The sequence below is a fragment of the Anaeromassilibacillus senegalensis genome, assembly GCF_001261775.1.
GTDB classification, from domain to species: domain Bacteria; phylum Bacillota; class Clostridia; order Oscillospirales; family Acutalibacteraceae; genus Anaeromassilibacillus; species Anaeromassilibacillus senegalensis.
This window is the reverse complement of the sequence record NZ_LN868537.1, coordinates 83,772-104,444: the sequence shown is the minus strand read 5'-3', so window position 1 is coordinate 104,444 and position 20,673 is coordinate 83,772. Positions and strand designations below refer to the sequence as shown.

The window sequence follows — 20,673 nt, the reverse complement described above, 5'->3', positions numbered from 1 at the left end:
ATCATTCATTCTCCTTTATTTTAAATTTTCTGAAATGGGATACATTGAAATATGAGCTGAGGTCAACGTCCGGACGGTCTTCGGAAAAGCGGTGGACGTCAAATGTGCTGCGCGACTGATTCTTCCATGTTACCAAGTAGTTCCCACAGGTTCCGGAATCGTTCTGCTGCAGGTCCTGCTCCAGTATCTGCCGGTATCGCTCTGCCTCTTTGCTGTAAGAATCGCTCAATTCCTTAGCGGTCAGGTAATTACGGACGACCTCCTCACGGCCAAACAGGTCAACCATCGGAAGCCCCGGCTCCGCGGCAGGAAAGATGGATTCCAATACATTTGATGTGGGTGGCCTCCCGTCCATGGGCGGCGGCACATCTGGAACCACATGCTTGTTCCAGAACTCCCGCTCCGCCTCCATCAGCGCGGTAATCTCGTCCTCATCTCGTTTAATGGTGTACCAGTAGAATCCCTGGTTAAGAACCAGCACCGCCAGATACCAGCGGTCCCAGCCGGTGACGGCCAGATAGTGGACGCACTGGACATAGTAGTGCTCCGGGAAGTCGCCGTTCTTGAATTTTTTCAGATTCATAATACTGGTGGTCTTGCACTCCAGGCCAGCCCTCTCCCCGGCTACAGCCCGATCGATATTCGCGTGTGCGAAGGGGTAAGCGTGATTATGCATCATATCCGTGCGCCGCCGCACCCGCTTGCCGGTGGCCTCCATGAACCGCTCCGCGACGTACTGCTCCAGGTCCCGGCCCTGCCGCATGGCCTCGTTGTCCTCTTTGGGCGGCAAGCGGCCGGTCTTGTCTGCCCAGACAGTGTACGGTGTAACATAGCTGTTGAGCCCTACAATGGCCGCCGCATCGGATCCGCCGATGGATTTCTGGCGCTCCGCCAGCCATTCTTCACGGTTCAGCTTCATGACGCCTGCGCCTCCTCGACGGCGATCCAATTCCCGGAGTAAAACCAATCCACCAGTGTCTCGCGGAACTCCGGCCATGTGTCACCTGGAAGAGAAGCTTTTGCAATCTGGCAGCGCTCCATGGCGTAGGCAAGAGCCTTGTCCGCGGAAACGTACCGGCCGGCCTCCGGTCCCGTGCCTTTATATCCAAGGATTCTGTCGTTCATGGTGCGCCGCCTCCCTTTGCTCTTGACAATTTCGCTGTTGGGCGATAAACTGTTGACGGTATGTAAATTCCTTTTTGCCGCTCTGGGTGCTTCCAACGCCCGGAGCGGCTTCTTTTTTGCTCTTCTGCATCTCTACTTCCCCTTTATGTAGTCGTCTCTTCCAAGGAGCCAATCCACTTTTACATCCAAAATATCAGCCAGCGCCGCAAGTTCAAAATCCATGACATACCGGTGCTGCCCTTCCAATTTGGACAAACCGGACGTGTTCAGTTCTATGCCTTTGACCTGCATTTTTGCAAGTAAGACTCTTTGAGGCATGTTCACACGGCGGCGTGCTTCCGTAACACGGGCACCTACAATATTGCGGTTCCCCAATGGATATTCTCGCAATCTCAAGTCTTCGTCATCCTTTCTTTCTGCTGGCAGTTTTCCCTGCTTGCAAGTCCAGATCTGTTTGTAATGATCCCTGTGTCCAATGTACCCCTATGTAGTCCAGCACCCTACCCCACCCATATACTTCATTTGTAACTGGATCTTTCACACATCGGTGCATCCAAAAATTCCATTCTTTCGGGTTGTCTTCGTAGAGCCGGTCAAATCGATGCGGTCTCTTTTCGAGCTGGATTCCAAACCCGCACATGGAGCAGCCTGTCCTCTGTGCTCTTGTTGTGTAAAGCGTGCCATCTGCTTGGCATTCTATGGTGCCGTATACCTCTGGAACAGGTACATCCAGGTCAAGGGCAAGCTGCAACAGATCTTGGCGGTCAAATATCGCAAATGGCGCTGACCGTATCGCTGTCTTTCCAAAGTAGTTGCATCCATTCATCATGAGCGACTTTTGGCGGCGACCTCCTTCGGACGCCATGAGACCCAGATACGGTACACTGTTGTGTTCTTTCGCCCAGTCATCACATGGCTTCTCTTTGAGGTAATAGCAACACTTGGCGGATACTTTAAACGGCGCACATTGATATTGCACATCCTCCCGTTCATTTTCACCTCCTGCAAACAGTTCCAGCCATTTCTGAGCCATCTTCATCCGGGTGCCTGTCCGGTTTCCTCCGTATGCTCCGGTTTCTCCTGTGATGATTGCATGCCGGACTGTGGCATTCTTTGGAGATGGATTCTGTAGCAGCTCGATCTTCGACGCCGTTTCTTTAGACAGTACCGGGAACCCACATTCCTGCAGAACTTGTGTTTTGCTCTTTAAAGGTTTCAGTGAAATGATTCCCAATGTTTTATGTATGGCCTGAATGCTCTTGTCCTCCAGGGTCGATACCGAAACCGCTGGAACATCTATCCCAATGGACCGCAAAAACAACAGCAAAGTAATGCTGTCCAGACCACCTACGGATACATGACAGTTCAGTCCTCGCTTGCCACACTCGTTGTAGAACTCCCATGCGCGTGTGTATGCATAGTTTATTTTTGCTTCATACGGTAGTTTCTGTTTTACCCGAAACGAAGCGATTTTCTCGTCTGTGTGATTCTCCTTCATTCTCTCCATACAGCTTTTCATTTTTGTTTTTCTCGACCTCCATTCTGTGAATCTTTATCACACAGCAACCCGCCAATCCCCATGGCCAGACTCTCTGCCGTCGCTAGGATCAGCACTTGCCAGATGGTCAGCATGCCGCTGTCCGACGCCATGGCCGTCACGAGGGCCCCGATCAGCCCGGTAACAAACAGGATCACGCCCAGCCGGCTGTGTTTTATGTATGGGCTGTCTTTGTTCATGGCTGTCCTCCTCCGTTGAGTGATTTATACTCACACAATCTTCCTGATTTTGCCTCTCTCCACCGGCTCGCCTTCCGCCTGCTGTCCGCTCGAGAGCAATTTGATCAGGTGATCATAGTTGATCAGCTTTTTGTTGCCGACCTCCACAACGGTCAAATGCCCTTTTCTGATTGCATCCTGGATGCTTGTTAACGTCACGCAGGTATTCGGGTCCTCTTCCCTGATCTGCTTCATTGCTTCGGGCACCGTCCGCATCCGCGGAATCTTGGGGTAGGTGCACTGCGGCAGCTCCTCCATGATCTGTTCTTTGGCAGCCAGAACCAGCTGGTTGAATACCGCATCGGGTATGGTTATTTGCATTTCGCTCACCTCTTTCTGTTTAAGGAATATCCACGATCGCCTGAGCCAACTGGGCCATGGCAATTGAGATTATCGCCAATTCCTTGGGTGTGGTACTTACTGAACGTTTTTTCAACAACTCCATTTGTTGGATGAGTATTTTTTCCAGATCTCTATAGCTTTCCATACCTCTCTCACCCCCTCGCCGCCTTCGGGCGGCTTTTTTACTTTGCAAGATTTCATCATTGCATCGACCTCTTTTGAGTGGTAAAATTTTGATGAGAGGAGATAAAAAACATGAACTTATTTTTAAATATTTTAACAATCGCAGCATTTGCTTTGTCAGTTTATAATTTTGTATACAGTGTAATTTCGAACAGAAAAAAGGTAGATATATTCCTTGACAAAATTTACCCCTTAAATCTCAATGATAAAAACTCAGCATATGCGTTACGTTTTACAATATCCAATAAGTCACAGTTACCAATTTCTATTACAAAGTTAGCTATATCAGATGGGTCGGTTACACACAATGTTGAATACGATTCCAAAATTATAATGGAAATTAATAATCATAAAGGTACCGAACTTCTGAATCAAAGAATCATTCGATCGACTTCCTTTCCTCTTTCGCTCCAAGGGTTAGAAGCAAGTGGTAATCTTTTTAAATTGAGTACAACATCTGAATCCTTTTTACTTCCATATCAAAAGATAATTATTTTCATATATACCAATAGAGGAAACCTTCAGAAGGAAATAGAAGTTCCTATATTCTCCGACGTAAAGCAATTGTTGCAACAGAAAGAATAATAGCTGTGACAGCCAAAACTAATCTGGCAATTTCAAACTCGTATATTTTCACCATCTCCCTGCCGCCTTCGGGCGGCTTTTTCTTATGCCGGTTTCTTTTCGGGCGGGCTGGGTGTTGACGGCGGCTCATCGATCTCACAGCGCGCTTTCAAGAGATCCATTCCAAACTTCGCGAGTTTCAGGCTTTGCGGATCACATCTCGCAAGGATTTTTGCGGTGTTCACTATCTCGCGGATTTCCTGTTTTTCTTTTACGGTTACTTCGTTCATTTTTTCACCTCGCCTCATTTTTAACTTGGTTAAATCTTATCACATCTCAGTTTATTTGTCAACATGTTTTTGCAACTCAGTTTAAACTTTCTCTTGACTTTACAACAGATGCGCCGTATAATGTGGTCAACAGGAGGTGATATATTGGATAATATCAATTCCCGATTTAGGGCATTATTCTCTGATATTGGAATATCACAAAGCGATTTCGCACGCCGATTATCTATAACCCCTGCGTATATATGGAAACTCTTGAATAAATCTGATGCTGTACCCAGCGACCGCACAATTGCTGACATCTGCCGCGAGTTCGACGTTAACGAAGACTGGCTCCGCACCGGCGATGGCGACATGTATATAAAAAAACTGCCGACCGATGAGGTGGCAGAATATGTGGCTGAATTATTGGACAACGACGACAGCAATCCGTTTTACACAATGATCATAGATATGATGCGCACGTATCATAAGCTCGATGATAAATCTAAGGCTGTGGTTAAAGATTTCTTCAAAAAGCTGCGAGAAGGGGCACAAAAAAAAGAGGGGGATTAACCCCCTCCATGCTTGTCCATATAATGCCTCAGTATGGTATAAACCTGTTTTAGTATATGTAGGTCCTGAATTTTCTCACACAATCGCATTATTTCTTTTACGTATCCAATTCGCTTGGTGTCTCTATCCATTTTTGTAACCCTCCCATATCCCGCACGTTAAGTATTCCGTGCTATTATAATAGTACATCCGTTCGATTCTTGCAAGTCTAATAGGTGCATTTTAGGCTGGAATATTACGGGACTGCAGCTATCCGCATAATCGCTCATCTCCTTCGTCAGTGTTACAGGGTGTTCTGAATTAAAATCAAGTGGAATTTTTTATTCCTCCATAAATGTAACGATTGGGCGAGGTAAAAGGCGACATGTTAATTTTTGGTAATTCTGACCGCATATATTGCTCATCCCCTTCGTTAAAGTTTCAGGGCATTGTGGATTAAACAAATACCCTTCTACCCCTACAACGATTGAGATGCAATTTTACGGACATGTAATATTTACCAATTATGCGGATTTTGTACTAATATATGGAAAATGTCAAAAAGTTTCACCAACAAAACAAAAAAGCCGCTCCACCCTGCGCCAACAGGATGAAGCGGCGACCAGCAAACCCGATCGGGCTGTCGGTACGATAATACTTCGCAGTCATATTGTACCACGCGCAGCCCATTGAAATCAAGGGGCTGCTTTTTTGCACCCTTTTTTAAAAAGGAGGAGGTACAACCATGGCATCTATAACCAAACGCGGCCAAACCTATCGCATTCGCGTATCTGATGGATACGACGTTTACGGAAAACAAATCATTCGCTCCATGACCTGGACACCCGAACCGGGGATGACACAGCGGCAGATCGAAAAAGAGCTGAACCGGCAGGTGGTCTTGTTCGAGGAAAACGGAACCATCATATCAAATATCAAATTCCAAACCTTCGCGGAGCAGTGGTTTAAAGAATGCGCAGAAAAAACACTTCGGGCAAAAACGATTGAGCGCTACCACCAGTATGAGAAGCGCGTGTATACTGCCATCGGCCATCTGCGAATTGACAAGATAACAGCGAGGAAGCTGCAAAGCTTCATCAACAACCTGGGTGAAGAGGGTATCAACGAGACAACAGGCGGCACCCTTGCCCCCAAGACCATAAAACAGTATTTATCCTTCATATCGTCCATTATGGAATACGCTGTGAAGACAGAGGTGATAAAAGAGAACCCCTGCCACCGCGTTACTCTTCCCGCTATGAAACATAAAGAACGCGATATTTACAGCCTCGATGAAGCGCAGCAATTTATTGACCTGTTGCAGTCAGAACCGCTGGAATACCAGGTGTTTTTTATCCTGGCGATCTACGGAGGCTTCCGCCGCGGTGAACTCTTGGGCTTGGAGTGGAAAGATATTGACTTCGAGAACTGCGTCATCACCATCCGCCGGACATCACTGTACGTAAAAGGCAAAGGAACCATTACCGATACAACTAAGACCGAAGGATCCCACCGCTTTTTAAAGCTGCCGGCAGAGGTATTTGATTACCTGCGCCGATACCGCCTTCAGCAGCGCTCTGACCGTCTCAAAATAGGTGACCAATGGAAAGACCATGACCGGCTCTTCACTGCCTGGAACGGCATGCCAATGAACCCCAACACGCCATATTCCTGGTATGACCGATTTTGCAAGCGAACAGGACTGCGTCGGGTAAGCATCCACAGCTTCCGCCACCTGAACGCTTCGCTGCTCATCGACGGCGGCGCAGATATAAAAACCGTATCCGCATCCCTTGGTCATTCCCAAACGACCACCACTTTAAACATCTATGCCCACACGCTCGCACAGGCGCAGGCAAGAGCCGCGGAAGCCGTGGCCAGCATATTGCCGCTGAAAGTATCGCATAAAGCGTAAAGACCAAACAATGACCAAACACAAATGCAGATAAAATAAAAAAATCCCGGAAGCCACAATCCATGCGGTTTCCGGGATTTTTGTGTTGGTGCGCGAGACGAGACTTGAACTCGTACGTCATAGACACACGCCCCTCAAACGTGCCTGTCTGCCAGTTCCAGCACTCGCGCGACTCAGCGTGAATTATTATAGCACTTTTAATCGTAGCTTGTCAATATGTCATTGGTATTTTTTATAAATTCTTTTCCTCACGATTTGGTGAAGCCTTATAGTTTTTCAACAATTTTACAGAACCGCTCATAATCCATCAGGCTGTTCAGCACCTTGACCAGGGAGTTCGGCGCAAGATGTTCTGGAAGATCGAGCATCTGCAACAGTTTTTTTCTTTTCTGTGCGCTGTTTTCTCCGCCGGACAAACCCGCTTCAAACAGGTCGGTTTTTGTAATCAAACGCTTTTCCTCTTCTGAATCAAATTTGTCGCAAAGAACGCCCGCTCGTTGCAGCGCTTCCAGCAAAACATCCTTCGGAATGCCTTCCACCCCCAGCTTACCTTCCTTGGAAGGCTGGTCCTTTCGCCGTTCCTTTCCAAAAATGTCCGGTACATATGCGTGCCGGATCTGTTCTTTTGGGATCGCGCCAGTGAGGTAATTCCGGATGACAAAGCCCGCCGCGTCGCTGTCTGTCAACACCAGAATCCCCCGCGTTTCAGCAAGCCGCCGGATCATCGCCATCTGCTTTTTGTCTTTGAAAATCTGGAAACCATTCGTTTCAATGATGGTTCCGTCGATCAGCGACGACAGCTTGATCTTGTCGTATTTGCCTTCTACGATAATCGCTTCTTTTATCTTCAGCCGCACAGCTGTCCCCCCTATATCGCCTGTTTCTCCTGTTCCGCAATCAACAGGAGCTTCGCAATCAGCTTTTCCATCACCGTCCGCCGGTTTCCCCTGGCACTTTTCAATGCGACATCCGCTTCCAGCAGCGCATCCAGGCTCTGCCGCAGCATCTCCATGGAAAACCGCCCGCCGTCGCGTTCTGCATTTCGCAGACGAAAATCTTTCCCCTTGTAATCAAAGTATTTCGCCGGAGCCAATGCGCTTTGTCCGCTCTGGACCGCGGCGCGCACACGGTACAGATCCAAATACGCACTGGAAAGCACCGCCAATACAGAAACCGGTTCTTCATTTTGATAAAAGAGGAGGTCTAAAATGGAATACGCCTTGTCGTACTCCCCTGCTACAATGGCGCGGGAGAGTAAAAAGACAGTCGTCTCCAGATTTTTTGTCACCAGCTCTTCGATCATTTTGGGCGTGATTTCCCCTTCACCGGCAAATGCGCAGAGCTTCTCCAACTCGTTAAAGAGTGTTTGCAGGTCGGTCCCGCAGTAGCTGACCATTTTGGCGGCATCCGCCCGAGAAAGCGTACAACGGCGCTTGGAAGCCGCCGCACAGAGCAGCTTTTGCAGATCGGGTCCGCTCTTTCGCTGAAATTGTACTGTACAGCCCACTTTATTGACAGCGGCCAACAGCTTCTTCCACTTGGTAGATTTTTTATAATCAATCAGGACGGACGGCAGATAAAAAATCAGGACTGTACTGGATGGCACGTTGTCCAGCAGTTCATACAGCTTGGCAAGATCCTGCGCGCTGCGCGATTCCGCGTCAAAGTCCGTTACCGCAACACATTTTTGTTCTGCGAAAAGAGGCAGCGCTTCCACCGCGCTGGCCAGCGCGTCAATGGAAACCGATTCGCCATCCAGCTTCTGCATGTTAAAATCCTGGAAGGCATCCCCGCTGGCTTTGCGCATCAGCCGGTCGGCATTACGCTTTAACAGGTATTTTTCTTCTCCATGAAGCAAATAGAGATTGGCAAAGCTGTTTTGCTCAATCTGTTTTTTCAGCTCCGCTTCGGTCAACTCCGGCATTAAATATCCCTCCTGATTTTAACCGTCTTTTCTCCGGTGATCTCCAATACAATTGGCCCCTCGCCCATGTTATGGGCATAGCCTTCGCCGCCGGCCTTTAAAACCGCCGCACCGCTGGTCAGATATACAGTAAAGTCAGCGGTTTTCCAATTCTCTGGAGCGTCGGCAATTTTCTGTTTTTCCGGCAGCAGCAAAACGCTTACGCCGTTTGCCTCCAATAAGGCAGCACCATCCTGTGTCTCAATCGAAACGCTGCCCCACAGCTCCGCCTGCACAGCATTTTTATAAAAAGCAAATTTTCTCACACGACCCTGCTGTTTTTGCAGCAGATCATCTACATAGGCGCCGGAGGGCAGCACAAGCTGTTCCGCTGGAAAGGTCTGTAAAACCGCAGCGGCATTGCCCGCCTCCTGTCCGAAATTGGAAAAGAGCTCCACATAATCCAGGCTGATCGTTCCCTGCCCTTTCAAATAGCTTTTTACGGGGATTGCAGAATAGCCGCCGCAGCCAATCAACGCGGATCGTCCGTCCTTCGTTACCGCAACGGAAAGGCCTTCCCCCACGTCCAGAACTGCAATGCGCGTCACACCGCGCATGGACAGCTGATACGAGTACACGCCGGCCAACAGCAAAATAATACAAAGCCATACGGCGGTATGTGCCAGCCGCTTTGGTTTTCCCAGCCAAAGCGCAGCACCTGTCAATGCCAGTACAGCGGCAATCCACAAAAGAACAAACCCAACGGAAGCCGGCAGACTGGCATAGGGAATATCGGACAAAGCGCGTACACAGGCACATAAATACTTGGCGATCCATCCCGCCGCAAAGGCGAACGGCATTGCCGCCAGTGTATGCGGCAGTATTAAGTATAGAACTGCCGCGCCCAACGCAAATTGCAGCATAAACGTGGCAGGCCAAAGCGCCAGCAAATTGGCAAGAAACGCAATGATGGAAACATTGTGAAAGGTCAGCGCCATCACCGGAAGCGTAAACAAAATCGCACTGACGCTGGTTCCCAAGCCTGAATTGACAGCACGGAAAAACCGTCTCCAGATTCCCTGCTTCGGCGCAAAGCGGTTCAGCCAGCGAGCCGCTGGCCGCGCAAGCAAAATCAACCCCAAGGTGGCTGAAAAAGAAAGCAACAGGCCAATATCGGCCGCCGCATAGGGATTGAGCAGACAGAGAATCCAGACTGCCAGCCCCAGTGAATTTAAAGAATCTGCCCGATGGGAAATAACCTGCCCGGCAAGGAACAGTAAACACATCACACCGCTGCGGGATGCCGAAGGCACAAAGCAGGTCACCGCCATAAATCCCAGCACCGCAAAGGACGTCAAAAACGCAGCAAGCTTTCTTGGAATGCGCAGCGCCAGAAACAGCGTGAAAAACAACTGCATGATGATCGCCATATGCAGTCCGGAAACTGCCATCAGATGCGACAATCCGACTGTTTGAAAGTCTTCCGTCAGCTCCGGCGAAATTCCGGTTTTATCCCCCAGCAGCACACCGCGCAACAAACCCGCTTCTTCCTCCGGAAGCATGGTATTAAGCGCATCGCCCATTGCGGACCGCAGCTGCAAAATATAGTAGTTGAGCGGCTTTTCCGCCGGCGGCAAAACGGTATACGGTTCATACTCGTACAAGAACGCCAACAGCGAAATATCCTGAGATGCATAATATGCGCGGGAGGAAAAGCCTGTCCCGCCTGAGGGGATATAAAAATGCACCTTGCCCTCAAACCGTGCATAGGGCTCCGCCGCAAAACCGTTTTGCATGGACAGCCTTATTTGAAAATCCGCCGGTTCCCCATCTACAGACGTTACCTGCACCACGCAATAACTTCGGTCATACCGTCGGTAAGGCTGTTCCTGCAGCACGCCGGTGATGACAGCGTCCGTCTCTCCCAACGTCTGTTCCAACTGCACCGGCTGCATGGCAAAAACCGAAAAGCTACCAAACGCCATCGCCGCCGTACACAATGCGACTGGAAACACACCGATTCGCAGACGGGGAAGCAAAAGGCTTGCCGCGCCGAAAAGCAAGAAAACGCATGCAAGAACTATCGACCATTGTGCGCCAAGGAAAACGGCGGCCACCAGCGCCAGCAGATATGTAAATCCAACCAGCGCAAATGGCCGCCGCATGACAGTTCCTCCTTATAGGCCCAAATCGTCTAAGCTCCCAGCTGTTCGCTTAATCCCTTTCAATATTTCATTTAAAAAAGAGAGGCAGCGGCTCCAGGAATATAACGTCCGTACGTTCGGCAGCGTCGCCTTCTGCAAGCACGCAGGCACGGCCCACGATCTCGCCTCCAAATTGCTTGACCAAATCCTCCATCGCCGCGAGGGACTCTCCCGTACTGATGACGTCGTCCACGATCAGCACGCGCTTACCATTCAGACCTTTATAATCGTCTTCCGCCAAGTACAGCTTCTGCACATGGTCCGTGGTGATGGACTTTACCTCCACATGGATCGGGTTGCGCATGTATGCCTTCACGCTCTTACGGGCCACAATGTACTTGCGGCAGCCCTGGCGCGCCATCTCATAGCAAAGTGGGATGCCCTTTGTTTCCGCGGTAACGACAACGTCGTGCGCCGGGCACTTTTCCAGCAATGCCGCCGCCGTTTTCTCCGTAATCTCCACGTCGCCCAGCATGACGAACCCGGCAATGTCCAAGTGCTCGTCGATGGGACAAATAGGCAGGTCGCGTTCACAGCCCGCGATCGTCATATGATAATACTGTTTTTCCTGTTCACTCAAAATGATCAGCCTTTCTACGTATCAATAAGGTCGCCCGTTCTGCATCAGCCCGGAGGCCACGCCATGGAGCGGCCGCCCAGCAGGTGAAAATGCATATGCAGCACCGATTGTCCGCCGTCTTTTCCCACGTTGGTCACTACGCGCCAGCCCTGGTCCAGCTTTAATTCCGCTGCCAGCTTGGCCGCCACTTCAAAAATATGCGCGACGATCCTACTGTTCTCTGCTGTGATTTCCGCCGCAGAACCAATATGACCCTTCGGGATGATCAAAATATGCACCGGCGCCTGCGGGTCCAAATCGTAAAAAGCCAACACCTGATCATCTTCATACGCTTTATTGCTGGGAATCTCGCCCACTGCGATTTTACAGAAAATACAATCCACGATCCATTCCCTCCTTCTGTATTCCGTACTTTTATTTTATTGTAGCACATCGCCAAAGCAAGCGCAAGAAAGCTTATTTTGCGACCATTTCCGCAACGATTCCTTCCGCCGCCGCGAGCGCCTCGTCCAGCTTGGTCAGATCCTTTGCGCCGGCCATTGCAAAGTCCGGCTTTCCGCCGCCGTTACCGCCCGCGACCTTCGCCACCTCGCGCACAATTTTGCCCGCGTTAAGACCCTTTTCCAGCGCATTTTTACCGACAGTCACCGCGATGTTGGCCTTGCCGTCATGCGTCGCGGCCAGTACGGCGACCATGTTCGGCGCATTTTCACGCACCTTGTCGCACATGGTGCGCAGAGCATTCGGCTCCGTCGCGGAGAACAGCGCCGTGATCACACGCACGCCGTTTACCATCTTGGCGCCTTCAAACAGGCCGTTGATCTGCATATCCGCCAGTTTGGCATTCAGAGATTCGATCACGCGGTCCTTCTCCTTAAGCTCTACGGTCATCTGCTCCGCGCGCTGTACCAGACCTGCGGCGGAACCCGCCTTCATCGCCGATGCAACCGCATTGAGCTCCTCCAGCTTGCCGTTCATATAGCGCAGCGCGTTCATGCCGGTGACGGCTTCAATACGGCGTACGCCCGCCGCAACCGAACTTTCGGACACAATTTTGAACAGGCCGATTTTACCGGTGTTATCCACATGCGTACCGCCGCAAAACTCTCTGGAGAAATCGCCCACGGATACCACACGGACAACGTTTCCATATTTTTCACCGAACAATGCCATTGCGCCCAGCTTCTTTGCCTCTTCAATCGGCATCTCGCGGCAGTCCACTGCCGTTCCGTTCAGGATCACATTGTTGACAATGGTTTCCACGCGACGCAGCTCCTCCACCGTCAGCGCGGAGAAATGCGTAAAGTCAAAGCGCACCACCGTTTCATCCACCAGCTGGCCCGCCTGTTCAACATGATCACCCAGCACCGTGCGCAGCGCCGCCTGCAACAAGTGCGCCGCGGTGTGGTTGCGCATGATGGCGCGGTGGTTCTCCGGATCGCCCTCTGTCTCCACATGGTCCCCGACCGCAATGACGCCGGCCTGCACCGTGCCGTGATGAATGTAGTTCTTCGCATGATTTTTGGTCGTCTGATCCACAGCGACCAACGCGTTTTCAGCGGAAATCGGTCCCACGTCGCCGACCTGGCCGCCGCTCTCCGCATAAAAGGTCGTCTGGTCCAGGATCAGCGCAATCTCGTCGCCCGCTGTGGCGGAATCGACGCGCTCTCCGTCCTTGAGAATCGCCAGAACCGTCGCCGGCGTGCTGGCCAGCTCGTAGCCCAGGAACTTTGTCTCCGGAACATCAGCCAGAATATCGTTCTCACCGGCCCAGGCATCCGCGCCAGCATTTTTACGGGCATTTCTCGCACGCTCGCGCTGCTCCTGCATCAGCTCGTGGAAGCGTTTTTCGTCCACGCTCATGCCGCGTTCTGCGACAATCTCCTTTGTCAGGTCGAGCGGGAAACCATAGGTGTCGTTCAGACGGAACGCATCCTCGCCGGAAAGGACCTCGCCGCTGTGGTTTTCAATCAGGTTGTTGAGAATCTGCAGTCCCTGGTCGATGGTCTTCGCGAAGCTCTCCTCTTCCACATTAATGAGCTTCAGAATCATTGCGCGCTTCTCCTCCAGCTCCGGATACGCGCCCTTGTTCTCCGCAATGACTGTCTCTGCCACTTCCGCGAGGAAGCTGCGGTCGATGCCGAGCAAGCGGCCATGGCGCGCGGCGCGGCGCAGCAAACGGCGCAGGACGTAGCCGCGTCCCTCGTTGGACGGCATGACGCCATCGCCGATCATAAAGGTGGTGCTGCGGATATGGTCCGTAATTACGCGCAGGGAAATGTCCTTCTTATCGTCATCGCCGTACTTCACATCGGCGATGCGGCAGATATGCTGCATGATCTTCTGCATGGTATCGACCAGAAACAGGTTGTCGACGCCCTGCATAATGCAGGCCAGGCGTTCCAGGCCCATGCCGGTATCAATATTCGGGTGCTCGATCGGCGGATAATTGCCCTTTCCGTCGCTGTCGAACTGCGTAAAGACGACGTTCCAGAACTCCACATAGCGGTCGCAGTCGCAGCCGACGCCGCAGGTGGGGCTGCCGCAGCCGTACTTTTCGCCGCGGTCAAAATAAATTTCGGAACAGGGGCCGCAGGGGCCGGAGCCATGCTCCCAGAAATTGTCCTCCTTACCCAGGCGGACAATGCGGTCGGGCGAAACACCGACCTCCTTGGTCCAGATGTCAAACGCCTGGTCGTCGTCCTGATAGATGGTCACCCAGAGCTTATCTACCGGCATCTCCATCACCTTGGTACAGAATTCCCACGCCCAGGCGGTTGCCTCCGATTTAAAATAATCGCCGAAGGAGAAATTGCCCAGCATCTCAAAGAAGGTGCCGTGACGCGCTGTGATGCCCACGCGCTCGATATCCGGTGTGCGGATGCACTTCTGGCAGGTTGTCACACGCTTGCGGGGCGGCGTAACCTCTCCGGTAAAATACTTTTTCATCGGCGCCATGCCGGAGTTGATGAGCAGGAGGCTGTTGTCGTCCTTCGGAACCAGCGAAAAACTGGGAAGACGCAGATGTCCCTTGCTTTCAAAATAGGCCAGAAATTTCTCGCGCAACTCGTTTAAACCAATCCACTGCATGTTAAAAACTCCCATCTCTGCAAAAAAATAAGGCTCTCCCGTCCGCATGGGACGGAATAGCCCGTGGTACCACCCAAATTGCGTCTTTCGACGCCACTTTCACCCCTTAACGCGGGAAACGCCGCGGCTCATCGCCGCAGAGCTCCGGGCTGGCCGCTGACCGCCGCCCTGTGCAGATCCCTTTCAGCCGGGGAGATCCTCTCTTTTGCACGACAAACGCAGCTTGGCCCTTCATCGCCTGTTCCTATCTCAGATAGATTTATTATAAGCGCGGCAACCCGGAATGTCAACTCCTTTTAACCGTTCACTGGCAGTGCATCCGCAATATCCTTAAACACCGGGCCGCAGGTTGCGCCGCCGCCCGTTCCGCCCTCTCCCATGATGGTGATCACATACCTGGGATTGTCCTGCGGATAGTAACCCACCACCCAGGAAATCACTTCTTCCACACCATCCACAAACTTTCCCGTCTGTGCCGTCGCCGTCTTCGCGCCCGCGCCGCCTTTGAGCGGCTTGAACTTTTTGCTGGTCCCTTCCTCAATGGACTGCTCCATAAAGCTGCGCAGGAGCGATGCGGTGTGCTCCGTAATCACACGCTTGCTCTTTGGCGTGGAAACCTTTTGGATATACTCCTGGTTCTCATTGACGAAGCCCTCATACAGGCTGGGCGCCGTATACTCTCCGCCGCTGCAGATAGCGTTGACCATCCCCGCAATCTGTAGAGGCGTGGCGGTGAGGTCCCCCTGCCCAAAGGAGAAGTTTGCCAGCGCTTTCGGTATTTTCAGACTGTCCAGCGTTGGCAGGTTTCCCTCCGCCGTATGGAAGCCTGGCGCAATCTCAATATCGCTGCCAAAGCCAAAATTGCGTGTGATGGAAAGGAACTGCGACGGCGGCAGCATTTGCATCAGGTTGACAAAATACGTGTTGCAGGACTGCGCGATCGCGCGGCACATGTCCTCCTCCCCGTGAACCTTGGAATTGACGCAGTGAAACACGCCGTCGGAAACTTGAATGCCTCCCGTACAGGTGTACTGTGTGTCCGGGGAAATCCCGTATTCCAACGCGGCGGCGGCAGAATCCAGCTTAAACACGGAACCGACGCTGTACGCCGCCGTAGTACGGTTTAGAAGCGGCGCGTCCGCGTCGTCCAACACAGCGGCGACGTCATATGGGTCAAAACCCGGGAGGCTGACCATTGCGCGGATTTTACAGCTGGGAACCTCTGTCACAACGACCGCGCCCTTTTGCAGGTGCTTCTCTGCCGCGTGCTCGGCAATCTGCTGGATCTCCCGATCCAATGTGAGAACCACGCCGCGCCGCTTCAGGAAGGTCGTGTCGTTGATTTTTTTGTCCTCGCCCGCCAGTGCGCGGTTCATCGCGTCCACCCGATAGGAAACCGTGATACCTCCCTGTTCTTCTGTAAGCTGCTGGTCAAAGAGCTTTTCAATGCCGGAGACCCCCTCCCCCGCGCCGTTTAAATAGCCAATGGTGTGCACGGCAAGCGGTTTTTCCGCATACCGTTTGTCTATCCGGAAGAGGTCCGCGCCGTCCGCCGTGAAGGGCTCATCCACCTTTAAAACAAAGGGCTTTCCCGCCGTCAGGGATGGATAGACCTCCGCCATTTCCCCTTGTGTCAAAACCTTGCTCAGCGCCGCCGCGTCCTCGATCGTCGGCACGATCGCCGCGGCGTATTCCGACTCTTCCCCCGTAAAGCTGCGCAATTTGCAATCGTAAATTGCACCGCGTGTTTTAGCGACCTGCAGCCGGTAGCTGCTCTGCCGCTCCGCCGTCTGCGCCAGCTTGGTACCGCTCGCCACTGTGAAAACGCTCAACACGGTGATCAATAATCCCGCCATTAACACCAGAAAAAAAGCTGTTGTTCGTTTGAAAATCCGTTCCATAGGCGCCTCCCGTCCTCGCTGCCATATAAAAACATCCTCTTTCTAGTATAAACCGGAAAGAGGATGTTTAAACGGCTGAACGCCGGGTATATCACCGGAAGCGAAACGTGCCAGACAGGATTTTGCTGTGCCGGCGAATCCAGGGTACAACCGTAACGCTGGACAGCCAGAGCAGGAAAAACGCGTAGACAAACGCGGCGAACTGCGATGGCACCTGCAATTTTAAACCCGCCAGCGACAATAGCGCCGCCAGCGATTCTTTTAACAAATTTTCCGTACCGCATAAGATCAGCGTACTGCGTCCGATATCCGTAAACAACGGCACACGAGCCAGAAACCGCGCGGCGATGAAGTTCAGGAACAGGAATGCGCACGCCAGCCCAGCCGAATAAAACACCTTGATAAACCCGGGCAGGGTAAACGGAAGCGCCTCGATGGGAAAGGACGGGCCTTTAAAATAGATCACACAGGCCACCGCCGCACAGAACAGTGCCGCGACCGCATACAGGCCCTTTGCCCAAGGGGCAAGGCTTCTGAAGCGGAATTCCCGCAGGCAGGGAAACAGCAGAGCGCCCAGTGAAAAATAAACGATATAACACATGGCGCTGTCAATTCCAAAAAACATCTGCGGATCGCCCACCGGGCGATAGGGGATGCCGATTTCAGAAAGCACATAAAGCCCCGTGCAGACGATCAGTACCAGCCACTCCTTTCGCAGCAGCTTTTTCAGCAGATAATGCGCCATCTGTATGACAAACAGGCAAGGTAAAAACCAGAGCGCCGCCGCTACGGTCTGTGTGCGCACGCCCATGAACATAGCGGAAATCAGCTCCCGGAATTCTGTGAACGTACTGCCCCAGGCCAAAACATCCACCGCCAGATTGATCAGGCTGAACGCAAAATACGGCAGAAGGATCGAGCAGATTTTCTTTTTAAAAAACGGCCAAAACGCCATTCCTTCCTCGCGCGGCGCAAAAAAGCCGGAGGCCCAGAAAAACAGCGCGACATGGTACTGGAACACAAAGGGATACAGGCTCCCGGCGGCAACGCCGAGATGTCCCAGATAAATCGCAAAGATACCCAAAAATTTCAGCGCGTCCACCCATTCATAGCGCACTTTTTGAAGCGAAACGGCTGGCGCCGTCGTTTCTCCTCCCATGGACGTCCCTCCTATGCTTCGGTTCTCTTTTTCCGCAAAATTGCGCCTTTTTTCAAAGGCCGCTCTGTTTTCAGCAGTACCGTCATTGTGGCGTGCGGTGCGGCTTCGATCGGCTCTCCCTCCGCGTCAAAAAGCTCATCCAGACGCAGCAGGAACGGCTCTTCACCCGCCTCCAGCACATCCGCCGTATCGCCGCGGAAAAACCGGTTGCGCTGCGATAGAACTGCTACGCCGTCTTTATACTCCTCACAGATCGCAATCACCTCGTAGGACCGCACATAACCGCCGGATCTTGTTTCCTGTCCCGGCTCACCGCCCAGATAAAAGCCCGTGCTGTATTCCCGGTGGCTGATTTTCTCCAGCTCCTGCGGAATCCAATCCGGCAGCGGCCGCCCCGGATGCGCAAGGACCTCGTCCAATGCCCTGCGGTATGCATTGGTCACAACGGACACATAGTAGGCGGATTTGGCGCGCCCTTCAATTTTCAAACTGGTGACGCCCGCCTGAAGCAGCTCCGGAATATGATTGACCATACACATATCCCGCGAATTTAAAATATAGGAGCCCTCCTGATCCTCAAAGATGGGCATGTACTGGCCCGGGCGTTTCTCCTCGACCAGCGCATATTTCCAACGGCAGGGCTGCGCGCAGTCTCCCCGGTTGGCGTCACGCCCCGCCATATAGTTGGAGAGCAGGCAGCGGCCCGAGAAGGACATGCACATCGCGCCGTGCACAAACGCCTCGATCTCCAGGTCCTTCGGCGTCTTGGCGCGCAGCTCTGCAATTTCGTCCAATCGCATTTCCCGCGCCAGCACCACGCGCTTCGCCCCCAATTGATAAAACGCATTGGCAGCCGCATGGTTGACGACGCCTGCCTGGGTAGAAACATGCAGCTCTACTTTTGGCGCGTGCTTCTTGGCAAGCTCCATCACCCCCAGGTCCGTCGCAATCAGTGCGTCGATCCCTGCCGCCTGGATGAATTCCAAATAGTCCGGCAGGCGGTCAATCTCCTCATTGCGGGGCACGGTGTTGCAGGTGAGATAGACCCGCACGCCGCGGCTGTGCGCCAGCGCAACGGCGCATTCCAGCTCCCCGCGGCTGAAGTTGGCAGGCGCGGTGCGCATGCCGAATTCTTCCCCCGCCAGATACACCGCATCCGCGCCAAAATCCAGCGCTGCCTGCAAACGCTCTTTGTCTCCCGCAGGCGCCAACAGTTCCGGACGGTCCGCAGCCCAACTCATCGCAGTCCCGCCTTCCTCAGATTCGCCTGATGCTCGTCCAGCGTACGCGCGTAGTAGGCGTTGCGCTCCGCATCGTGGCAGAAATAGTAATACTTGGTATCCTTCGGATTCAGGGCGGCGTCAATCGCCTTGGAGCCTGGATTACAGATCGGTCCGGCAGGCAAGCCCTGAATTTCATAGGTGTTGTATTTGCTGGAATAGGTGTCGCGAATATCCTCCGGAACCGCCGCCTTTGTCCGGTACGGATAGTACATGGTCGGGTCGGACTGCAAACGCAGCAACCCGTCTGTTCCGTCGCTGTTTAAACGATTGTGGAATACAGAGGAAATCACATACATGTCCTCTTCGTCGGCCGCCTCCGCCTGGATCATGGAGGCCAGCGTCATCACCTCGTCCGTCGTCATACCGCTGGCGGCGATCTGGTCGCGCACCTCCTTGGTCAGCTTCTTGTTGCAGTTGCTTACCAGCTTGGAAATCGCGTTTTCCGGCGCCTCATCCTTAAAGAAGTCGTACGTATCCGGGAACAAATAGCCCTCCATGCGGTAATATCGCTCACCGGTCAATCCTTTCAGGAAGTCGTATTTTTCGTCCAGTTGATTGGAATTGATATAGGCCAGCGCCTCATCCTTGGAGCACACGCCGTTGTCCTGCAGCAATTGGGCAACTTCCGGCGCGTTGGTCCCCTCCGGGAACGTAATTTTTACAATGTCGACGCGGTTTGCATTCGATTGCAGATTGTTGATGATCGCTTCGTAGTCCATACTGGTGTCGATCTTATAAGTACCATTGTTGTAGTGCCCGTCCGCTTTGGTCAGCTTGGAATACAGCTTGAAGAAATCCGGGCGCTGGATCACTCCCGCGGTGTGTAACGCATCTGCAATCTGCTCCGTACTGGCGTTCTTGGGAATTTCCACTGTAACGCCGACCTTTTCTCTGCCGATTGCCAGCATGTCGTTGATGCCCGTAACGGCATACTGCGCCAGGGCAAAGCCGACAAAGAGCACCATAACCAGCCAGACCAGGCGAAAAAACAGCTTGTTCTTGCCACGTTTTTCCCGATTCCGCCGCTTATGCGCCCGCTCCGCTTTCCGCATGGCCTGCCGCTCCGCCTGATTGGTCGCGCGGCGCGCCGCCTCGGGATCGCTGTGGCTGTTCAGGACAGGGGGCTCTTTTTCCGGTACAAACTCTTCGTCCGGAATCTGTACTTTAAAATTTTCGACCCGCCTTCTTCGCAGGTCGTCAAGGTTCTTGTCGTCATTCATGGCATATCCTCCTGCTTTGCGATTCGTCTGACATATTTTTCCGTAATCAGGATATCCACCGGCCTGTCATAGTAACCGTGCGGCAGGTTCCACTGGATGCACCCCAAGTAGCAGATACCGACCGTCACCCCCCGGAACTGCGCGAGGTAGCGGTCATAGTAACCCTTCCCATACCCCAAACGATACCCCTGTGCATCAAAACTGAGCCCGGGAACGATACACAGCGCTTTCCCATAGTGGGTCACCTTCTCACATTGATCCGGCACCGGCTCCAATACGCCGAAGGCGCCTTTTTCCAGATCGCTGAGCGAGGTGATGTAATAAAACTCCATGTCAAAGGTATCCGGCACACAGCGCGGCACCGCTACACGCTTGTGGTTGGCAAACGCCGCGTTAATGATCGCAAAGGTATCTACCTCAATGGATTTGCTTACGTACGTAAAAATCGTTTCCGCCTTGGCGTACTCATCCAGCGCCAGCAAACGGCATTGGATGTTGGCGTCCAAGCGGATTTTATGTTCTGCATTCATCTTCTCCCGGAAGCGGCGGTACCGAGCGCGCAGGTTTTTTTTCAGCTCTTTGATATTTTTGATATACATAATGCCAT

At 52.5% G+C, this 20,673-nt stretch carries 22 protein-coding genes and 1 tRNA gene; 3 read left to right on the top strand and 20 right to left on the bottom strand.

The genetic code is table 11. The features are described from left to right. Window position 1: 1 nt before the first annotated feature. From BN2106_RS06110 to BN2106_RS16060, 7 genes are all read right to left on the bottom strand, one after another. Window positions 2-919 carry a YqaJ viral recombinase family nuclease gene (locus tag BN2106_RS06110; protein ID WP_050697706.1) on the bottom strand — a complete coding sequence of 306 codons (918 nt, stop codon included), beginning with the start codon at window positions 917-919 and terminating at the stop codon, window positions 2-4. Further along, a complete protein-coding gene (locus BN2106_RS16065) occupies window positions 916-1,125 on the bottom strand; it encodes a hypothetical protein (protein WP_050697705.1) in 210 nt (69 codons plus the stop codon). Before BN2106_RS16065 ends, BN2106_RS06110 begins: the two co-directional genes overlap by 4 nt. A 132-nt stretch (window positions 1,126-1,257) precedes the next feature. Further along, complete coding sequence (locus BN2106_RS06100; RefSeq protein WP_050697704.1) at window positions 1,258-1,521, bottom strand: helix-turn-helix domain-containing protein; 264 nt, start codon at window positions 1,519-1,521, stop codon at window positions 1,258-1,260. A 7-nt stretch (window positions 1,522-1,528) separates the two neighbouring features. Next, the gene (locus tag BN2106_RS06095) at window positions 1,529-2,623 is read right to left on the bottom strand and encodes a hypothetical protein (RefSeq protein ID WP_407921733.1); all 1,095 of its coding nucleotides are present in this window, start codon (window positions 2,621-2,623) and stop codon (window positions 1,529-1,531) included. 17 nt (window positions 2,624-2,640) lie between these two features. Continuing rightward, a complete protein-coding gene (locus BN2106_RS06090; RefSeq protein WP_050697703.1) occupies window positions 2,641-2,862 on the bottom strand; it encodes a hypothetical protein in 222 nt (73 codons plus the stop codon). Window positions 2,863-2,892: 30 nt separating this feature from the next. Then, window positions 2,893-3,222, bottom strand: coding sequence for a hypothetical protein (locus tag BN2106_RS06085; protein WP_050697702.1), 330 nt, complete (start codon window positions 3,220-3,222; stop codon window positions 2,893-2,895). A 19-nt stretch (window positions 3,223-3,241) separates the two neighbouring features. Continuing rightward, the gene (locus BN2106_RS16060; RefSeq protein WP_154666437.1) at window positions 3,242-3,388 is read right to left on the bottom strand and encodes a hypothetical protein; all 147 of its coding nucleotides are present in this window, start codon (window positions 3,386-3,388) and stop codon (window positions 3,242-3,244) included. A gap of 110 nt (window positions 3,389-3,498) precedes the next feature. Between BN2106_RS16060 and BN2106_RS06080 the strand changes: the two genes are divergently transcribed. Beyond that, window positions 3,499-4,011 carry a hypothetical protein gene (locus BN2106_RS06080; RefSeq protein WP_050697701.1) on the top strand — a complete coding sequence of 171 codons (513 nt, stop codon included), beginning with the start codon at window positions 3,499-3,501 and terminating at the stop codon, window positions 4,009-4,011. Between the two features lie 83 nt (window positions 4,012-4,094). On the opposite strand, the gene BN2106_RS06075 is transcribed toward BN2106_RS06080, so the two are convergent. Further along, window positions 4,095-4,280: a hypothetical protein gene (locus BN2106_RS06075; protein ID WP_050697700.1), complete on the bottom strand. Its 186-nt coding sequence runs from the start codon at window positions 4,278-4,280 to the stop codon at window positions 4,095-4,097. 144 nt (window positions 4,281-4,424) lie between these two features. Between BN2106_RS06075 and BN2106_RS06070 the strand changes: the two genes are divergently transcribed. After that, window positions 4,425-4,832, top strand: coding sequence for a helix-turn-helix domain-containing protein (locus BN2106_RS06070; protein WP_050697699.1), 408 nt, complete (start codon window positions 4,425-4,427; stop codon window positions 4,830-4,832). 724 nt (window positions 4,833-5,556) lie between these two features. Further along, window positions 5,557-6,726 carry a tyrosine-type recombinase/integrase gene (locus tag BN2106_RS06065; RefSeq protein ID WP_050697698.1) on the top strand — a complete coding sequence of 390 codons (1,170 nt, stop codon included), beginning with the start codon at window positions 5,557-5,559 and terminating at the stop codon, window positions 6,724-6,726. Window positions 6,727-6,812: 86 nt separating this feature from the next. On the opposite strand, the gene BN2106_RS06060 is transcribed toward BN2106_RS06065, so the two are convergent. The 12 genes from BN2106_RS06060 to BN2106_RS06005 all read right to left on the bottom strand — a co-directional run bounded on the left by BN2106_RS06060 (window position 6,813) and on the right by BN2106_RS06005 (window position 20,665). Further along, window positions 6,813-6,896 (bottom strand) — tRNA-Leu (locus BN2106_RS06060). Between the two features lie 96 nt (window positions 6,897-6,992). Further along, the gene (locus BN2106_RS06055; RefSeq protein ID WP_242846260.1) at window positions 6,993-7,583 is read right to left on the bottom strand and encodes a ribonuclease M5; all 591 of its coding nucleotides are present in this window, start codon (window positions 7,581-7,583) and stop codon (window positions 6,993-6,995) included. 11 nt (window positions 7,584-7,594) lie between these two features. After that, window positions 7,595-8,650 carry a DNA polymerase III subunit delta gene (gene holA, locus BN2106_RS06050; RefSeq protein ID WP_050697697.1) on the bottom strand — a complete coding sequence of 352 codons (1,056 nt, stop codon included), beginning with the start codon at window positions 8,648-8,650 and terminating at the stop codon, window positions 7,595-7,597. Further along, complete coding sequence (locus BN2106_RS06045; RefSeq protein WP_050697696.1) at window positions 8,650-10,794, bottom strand: ComEC/Rec2 family competence protein; 2,145 nt, start codon at window positions 10,792-10,794, stop codon at window positions 8,650-8,652. Before BN2106_RS06045 ends, holA begins: the two co-directional genes overlap by 1 nt. Window positions 10,795-10,861: 67 nt before the next feature. Then, a complete protein-coding gene (locus BN2106_RS06040) occupies window positions 10,862-11,383 on the bottom strand; it encodes a phosphoribosyltransferase family protein (RefSeq protein ID WP_050698435.1) in 522 nt (173 codons plus the stop codon). Window positions 11,384-11,457: 74 nt separating this feature from the next. After that, complete coding sequence (locus BN2106_RS06035; RefSeq protein ID WP_074017444.1) at window positions 11,458-11,799, bottom strand: histidine triad nucleotide-binding protein; 342 nt, start codon at window positions 11,797-11,799, stop codon at window positions 11,458-11,460. 70 nt (window positions 11,800-11,869) lie between these two features. Continuing rightward, entirely contained in the window at window positions 11,870-14,503 is a 2,634-nt protein-coding gene (gene alaS, locus BN2106_RS06030) for an alanine--tRNA ligase (RefSeq protein WP_050697694.1), read from the bottom strand. Between the two features lie 296 nt (window positions 14,504-14,799). Beyond that, the gene (locus BN2106_RS06025; RefSeq protein ID WP_242846259.1) at window positions 14,800-16,404 is read right to left on the bottom strand and encodes a peptidoglycan D,D-transpeptidase FtsI family protein; all 1,605 of its coding nucleotides are present in this window, start codon (window positions 16,402-16,404) and stop codon (window positions 14,800-14,802) included. A gap of 91 nt (window positions 16,405-16,495) precedes the next feature. After that, on the bottom strand, window positions 16,496-17,563 hold the full coding sequence (locus BN2106_RS06020) for an acyltransferase family protein (RefSeq protein WP_050697693.1): 1,068 nt from the start codon (window positions 17,561-17,563) through the stop codon (window positions 16,496-16,498). A gap of 11 nt (window positions 17,564-17,574) precedes the next feature. Beyond that, window positions 17,575-18,804, bottom strand: a complete 1,230-nt coding sequence (locus tag BN2106_RS06015; protein WP_050697692.1) for a peptidase U32 family protein — start codon at window positions 18,802-18,804, stop codon at window positions 17,575-17,577. Next, the gene (gene mltG / locus BN2106_RS06010) at window positions 18,801-20,066 is read right to left on the bottom strand and encodes an endolytic transglycosylase MltG (RefSeq protein WP_050697691.1); all 1,266 of its coding nucleotides are present in this window, start codon (window positions 20,064-20,066) and stop codon (window positions 18,801-18,803) included. The genes BN2106_RS06015 and mltG overlap by 4 nt, the downstream gene beginning before the upstream one ends. Beyond that, complete coding sequence (locus tag BN2106_RS06005) at window positions 20,063-20,665, bottom strand: 5-formyltetrahydrofolate cyclo-ligase (protein WP_050697690.1); 603 nt, start codon at window positions 20,663-20,665, stop codon at window positions 20,063-20,065. Before BN2106_RS06005 ends, mltG begins: the two co-directional genes overlap by 4 nt. Window positions 20,666-20,673 lie beyond the last annotated feature (8 nt).

Coding starts and splice junctions, on each gene's coding strand:
- BN2106_RS06110 (WP_050697706.1), bottom strand. CDS start 919: ATGAAGCTGAACCGTGAAGAATGGCTGGCGGAGCGCCAGAAATCCATC.
- BN2106_RS16065 (WP_050697705.1), bottom strand. CDS start 1,125: ATGAACGACAGAATCCTTGGATATAAAGGCACGGGACCGGAGGCCGGC.
- BN2106_RS06095 (WP_407921733.1), bottom strand. CDS start 2,623: ATGAAGGAGAATCACACAGACGAGAAAATCGCTTCGTTTCGGGTAAAA.
- BN2106_RS06090 (WP_050697703.1), bottom strand. CDS start 2,862: ATGAACAAAGACAGCCCATACATAAAACACAGCCGGCTGGGCGTGATC.
- BN2106_RS06085 (WP_050697702.1), bottom strand. CDS start 3,222: ATGCAAATAACCATACCCGATGCGGTATTCAACCAGCTGGTTCTGGCT.
- BN2106_RS16060 (WP_154666437.1), bottom strand. CDS start 3,388: ATGGAAAGCTATAGAGATCTGGAAAAAATACTCATCCAACAAATGGAG.
- BN2106_RS06080 (WP_050697701.1), top strand. CDS start 3,499: ATGAACTTATTTTTAAATATTTTAACAATCGCAGCATTTGCTTTGTCA.
- BN2106_RS06075 (WP_050697700.1), bottom strand. CDS start 4,280: ATGAACGAAGTAACCGTAAAAGAAAAACAGGAAATCCGCGAGATAGTG.
- BN2106_RS06065 (WP_050697698.1), top strand. CDS start 5,557: ATGGCATCTATAACCAAACGCGGCCAAACCTATCGCATTCGCGTATCT.
- holA (WP_050697697.1), bottom strand. CDS start 8,650: ATGCCGGAGTTGACCGAAGCGGAGCTGAAAAAACAGATTGAGCAAAAC.
- BN2106_RS06045 (WP_050697696.1), bottom strand. CDS start 10,794: ATGCGGCGGCCATTTGCGCTGGTTGGATTTACATATCTGCTGGCGCTG.
- BN2106_RS06040 (WP_050698435.1), bottom strand. CDS start 11,383: ATGACGATCGCGGGCTGTGAACGCGACCTGCCTATTTGTCCCATCGAC.
- alaS (WP_050697694.1), bottom strand. CDS start 14,503: ATGCAGTGGATTGGTTTAAACGAGTTGCGCGAGAAATTTCTGGCCTAT.
- BN2106_RS06025 (WP_242846259.1), bottom strand. CDS start 16,404: ATGGAACGGATTTTCAAACGAACAACAGCTTTTTTTCTGGTGTTAATG.
- BN2106_RS06020 (WP_050697693.1), bottom strand. CDS start 17,563: ATGGGAGGAGAAACGACGGCGCCAGCCGTTTCGCTTCAAAAAGTGCGC.
- BN2106_RS06015 (WP_050697692.1), bottom strand. CDS start 18,804: ATGAGTTGGGCTGCGGACCGTCCGGAACTGTTGGCGCCTGCGGGAGAC.
- mltG (WP_050697691.1), bottom strand. CDS start 20,066: ATGAATGACGACAAGAACCTTGACGACCTGCGAAGAAGGCGGGTCGAA.
- BN2106_RS06005 (WP_050697690.1), bottom strand. CDS start 20,665: ATGTATATCAAAAATATCAAAGAGCTGAAAAAAAACCTGCGCGCTCGG.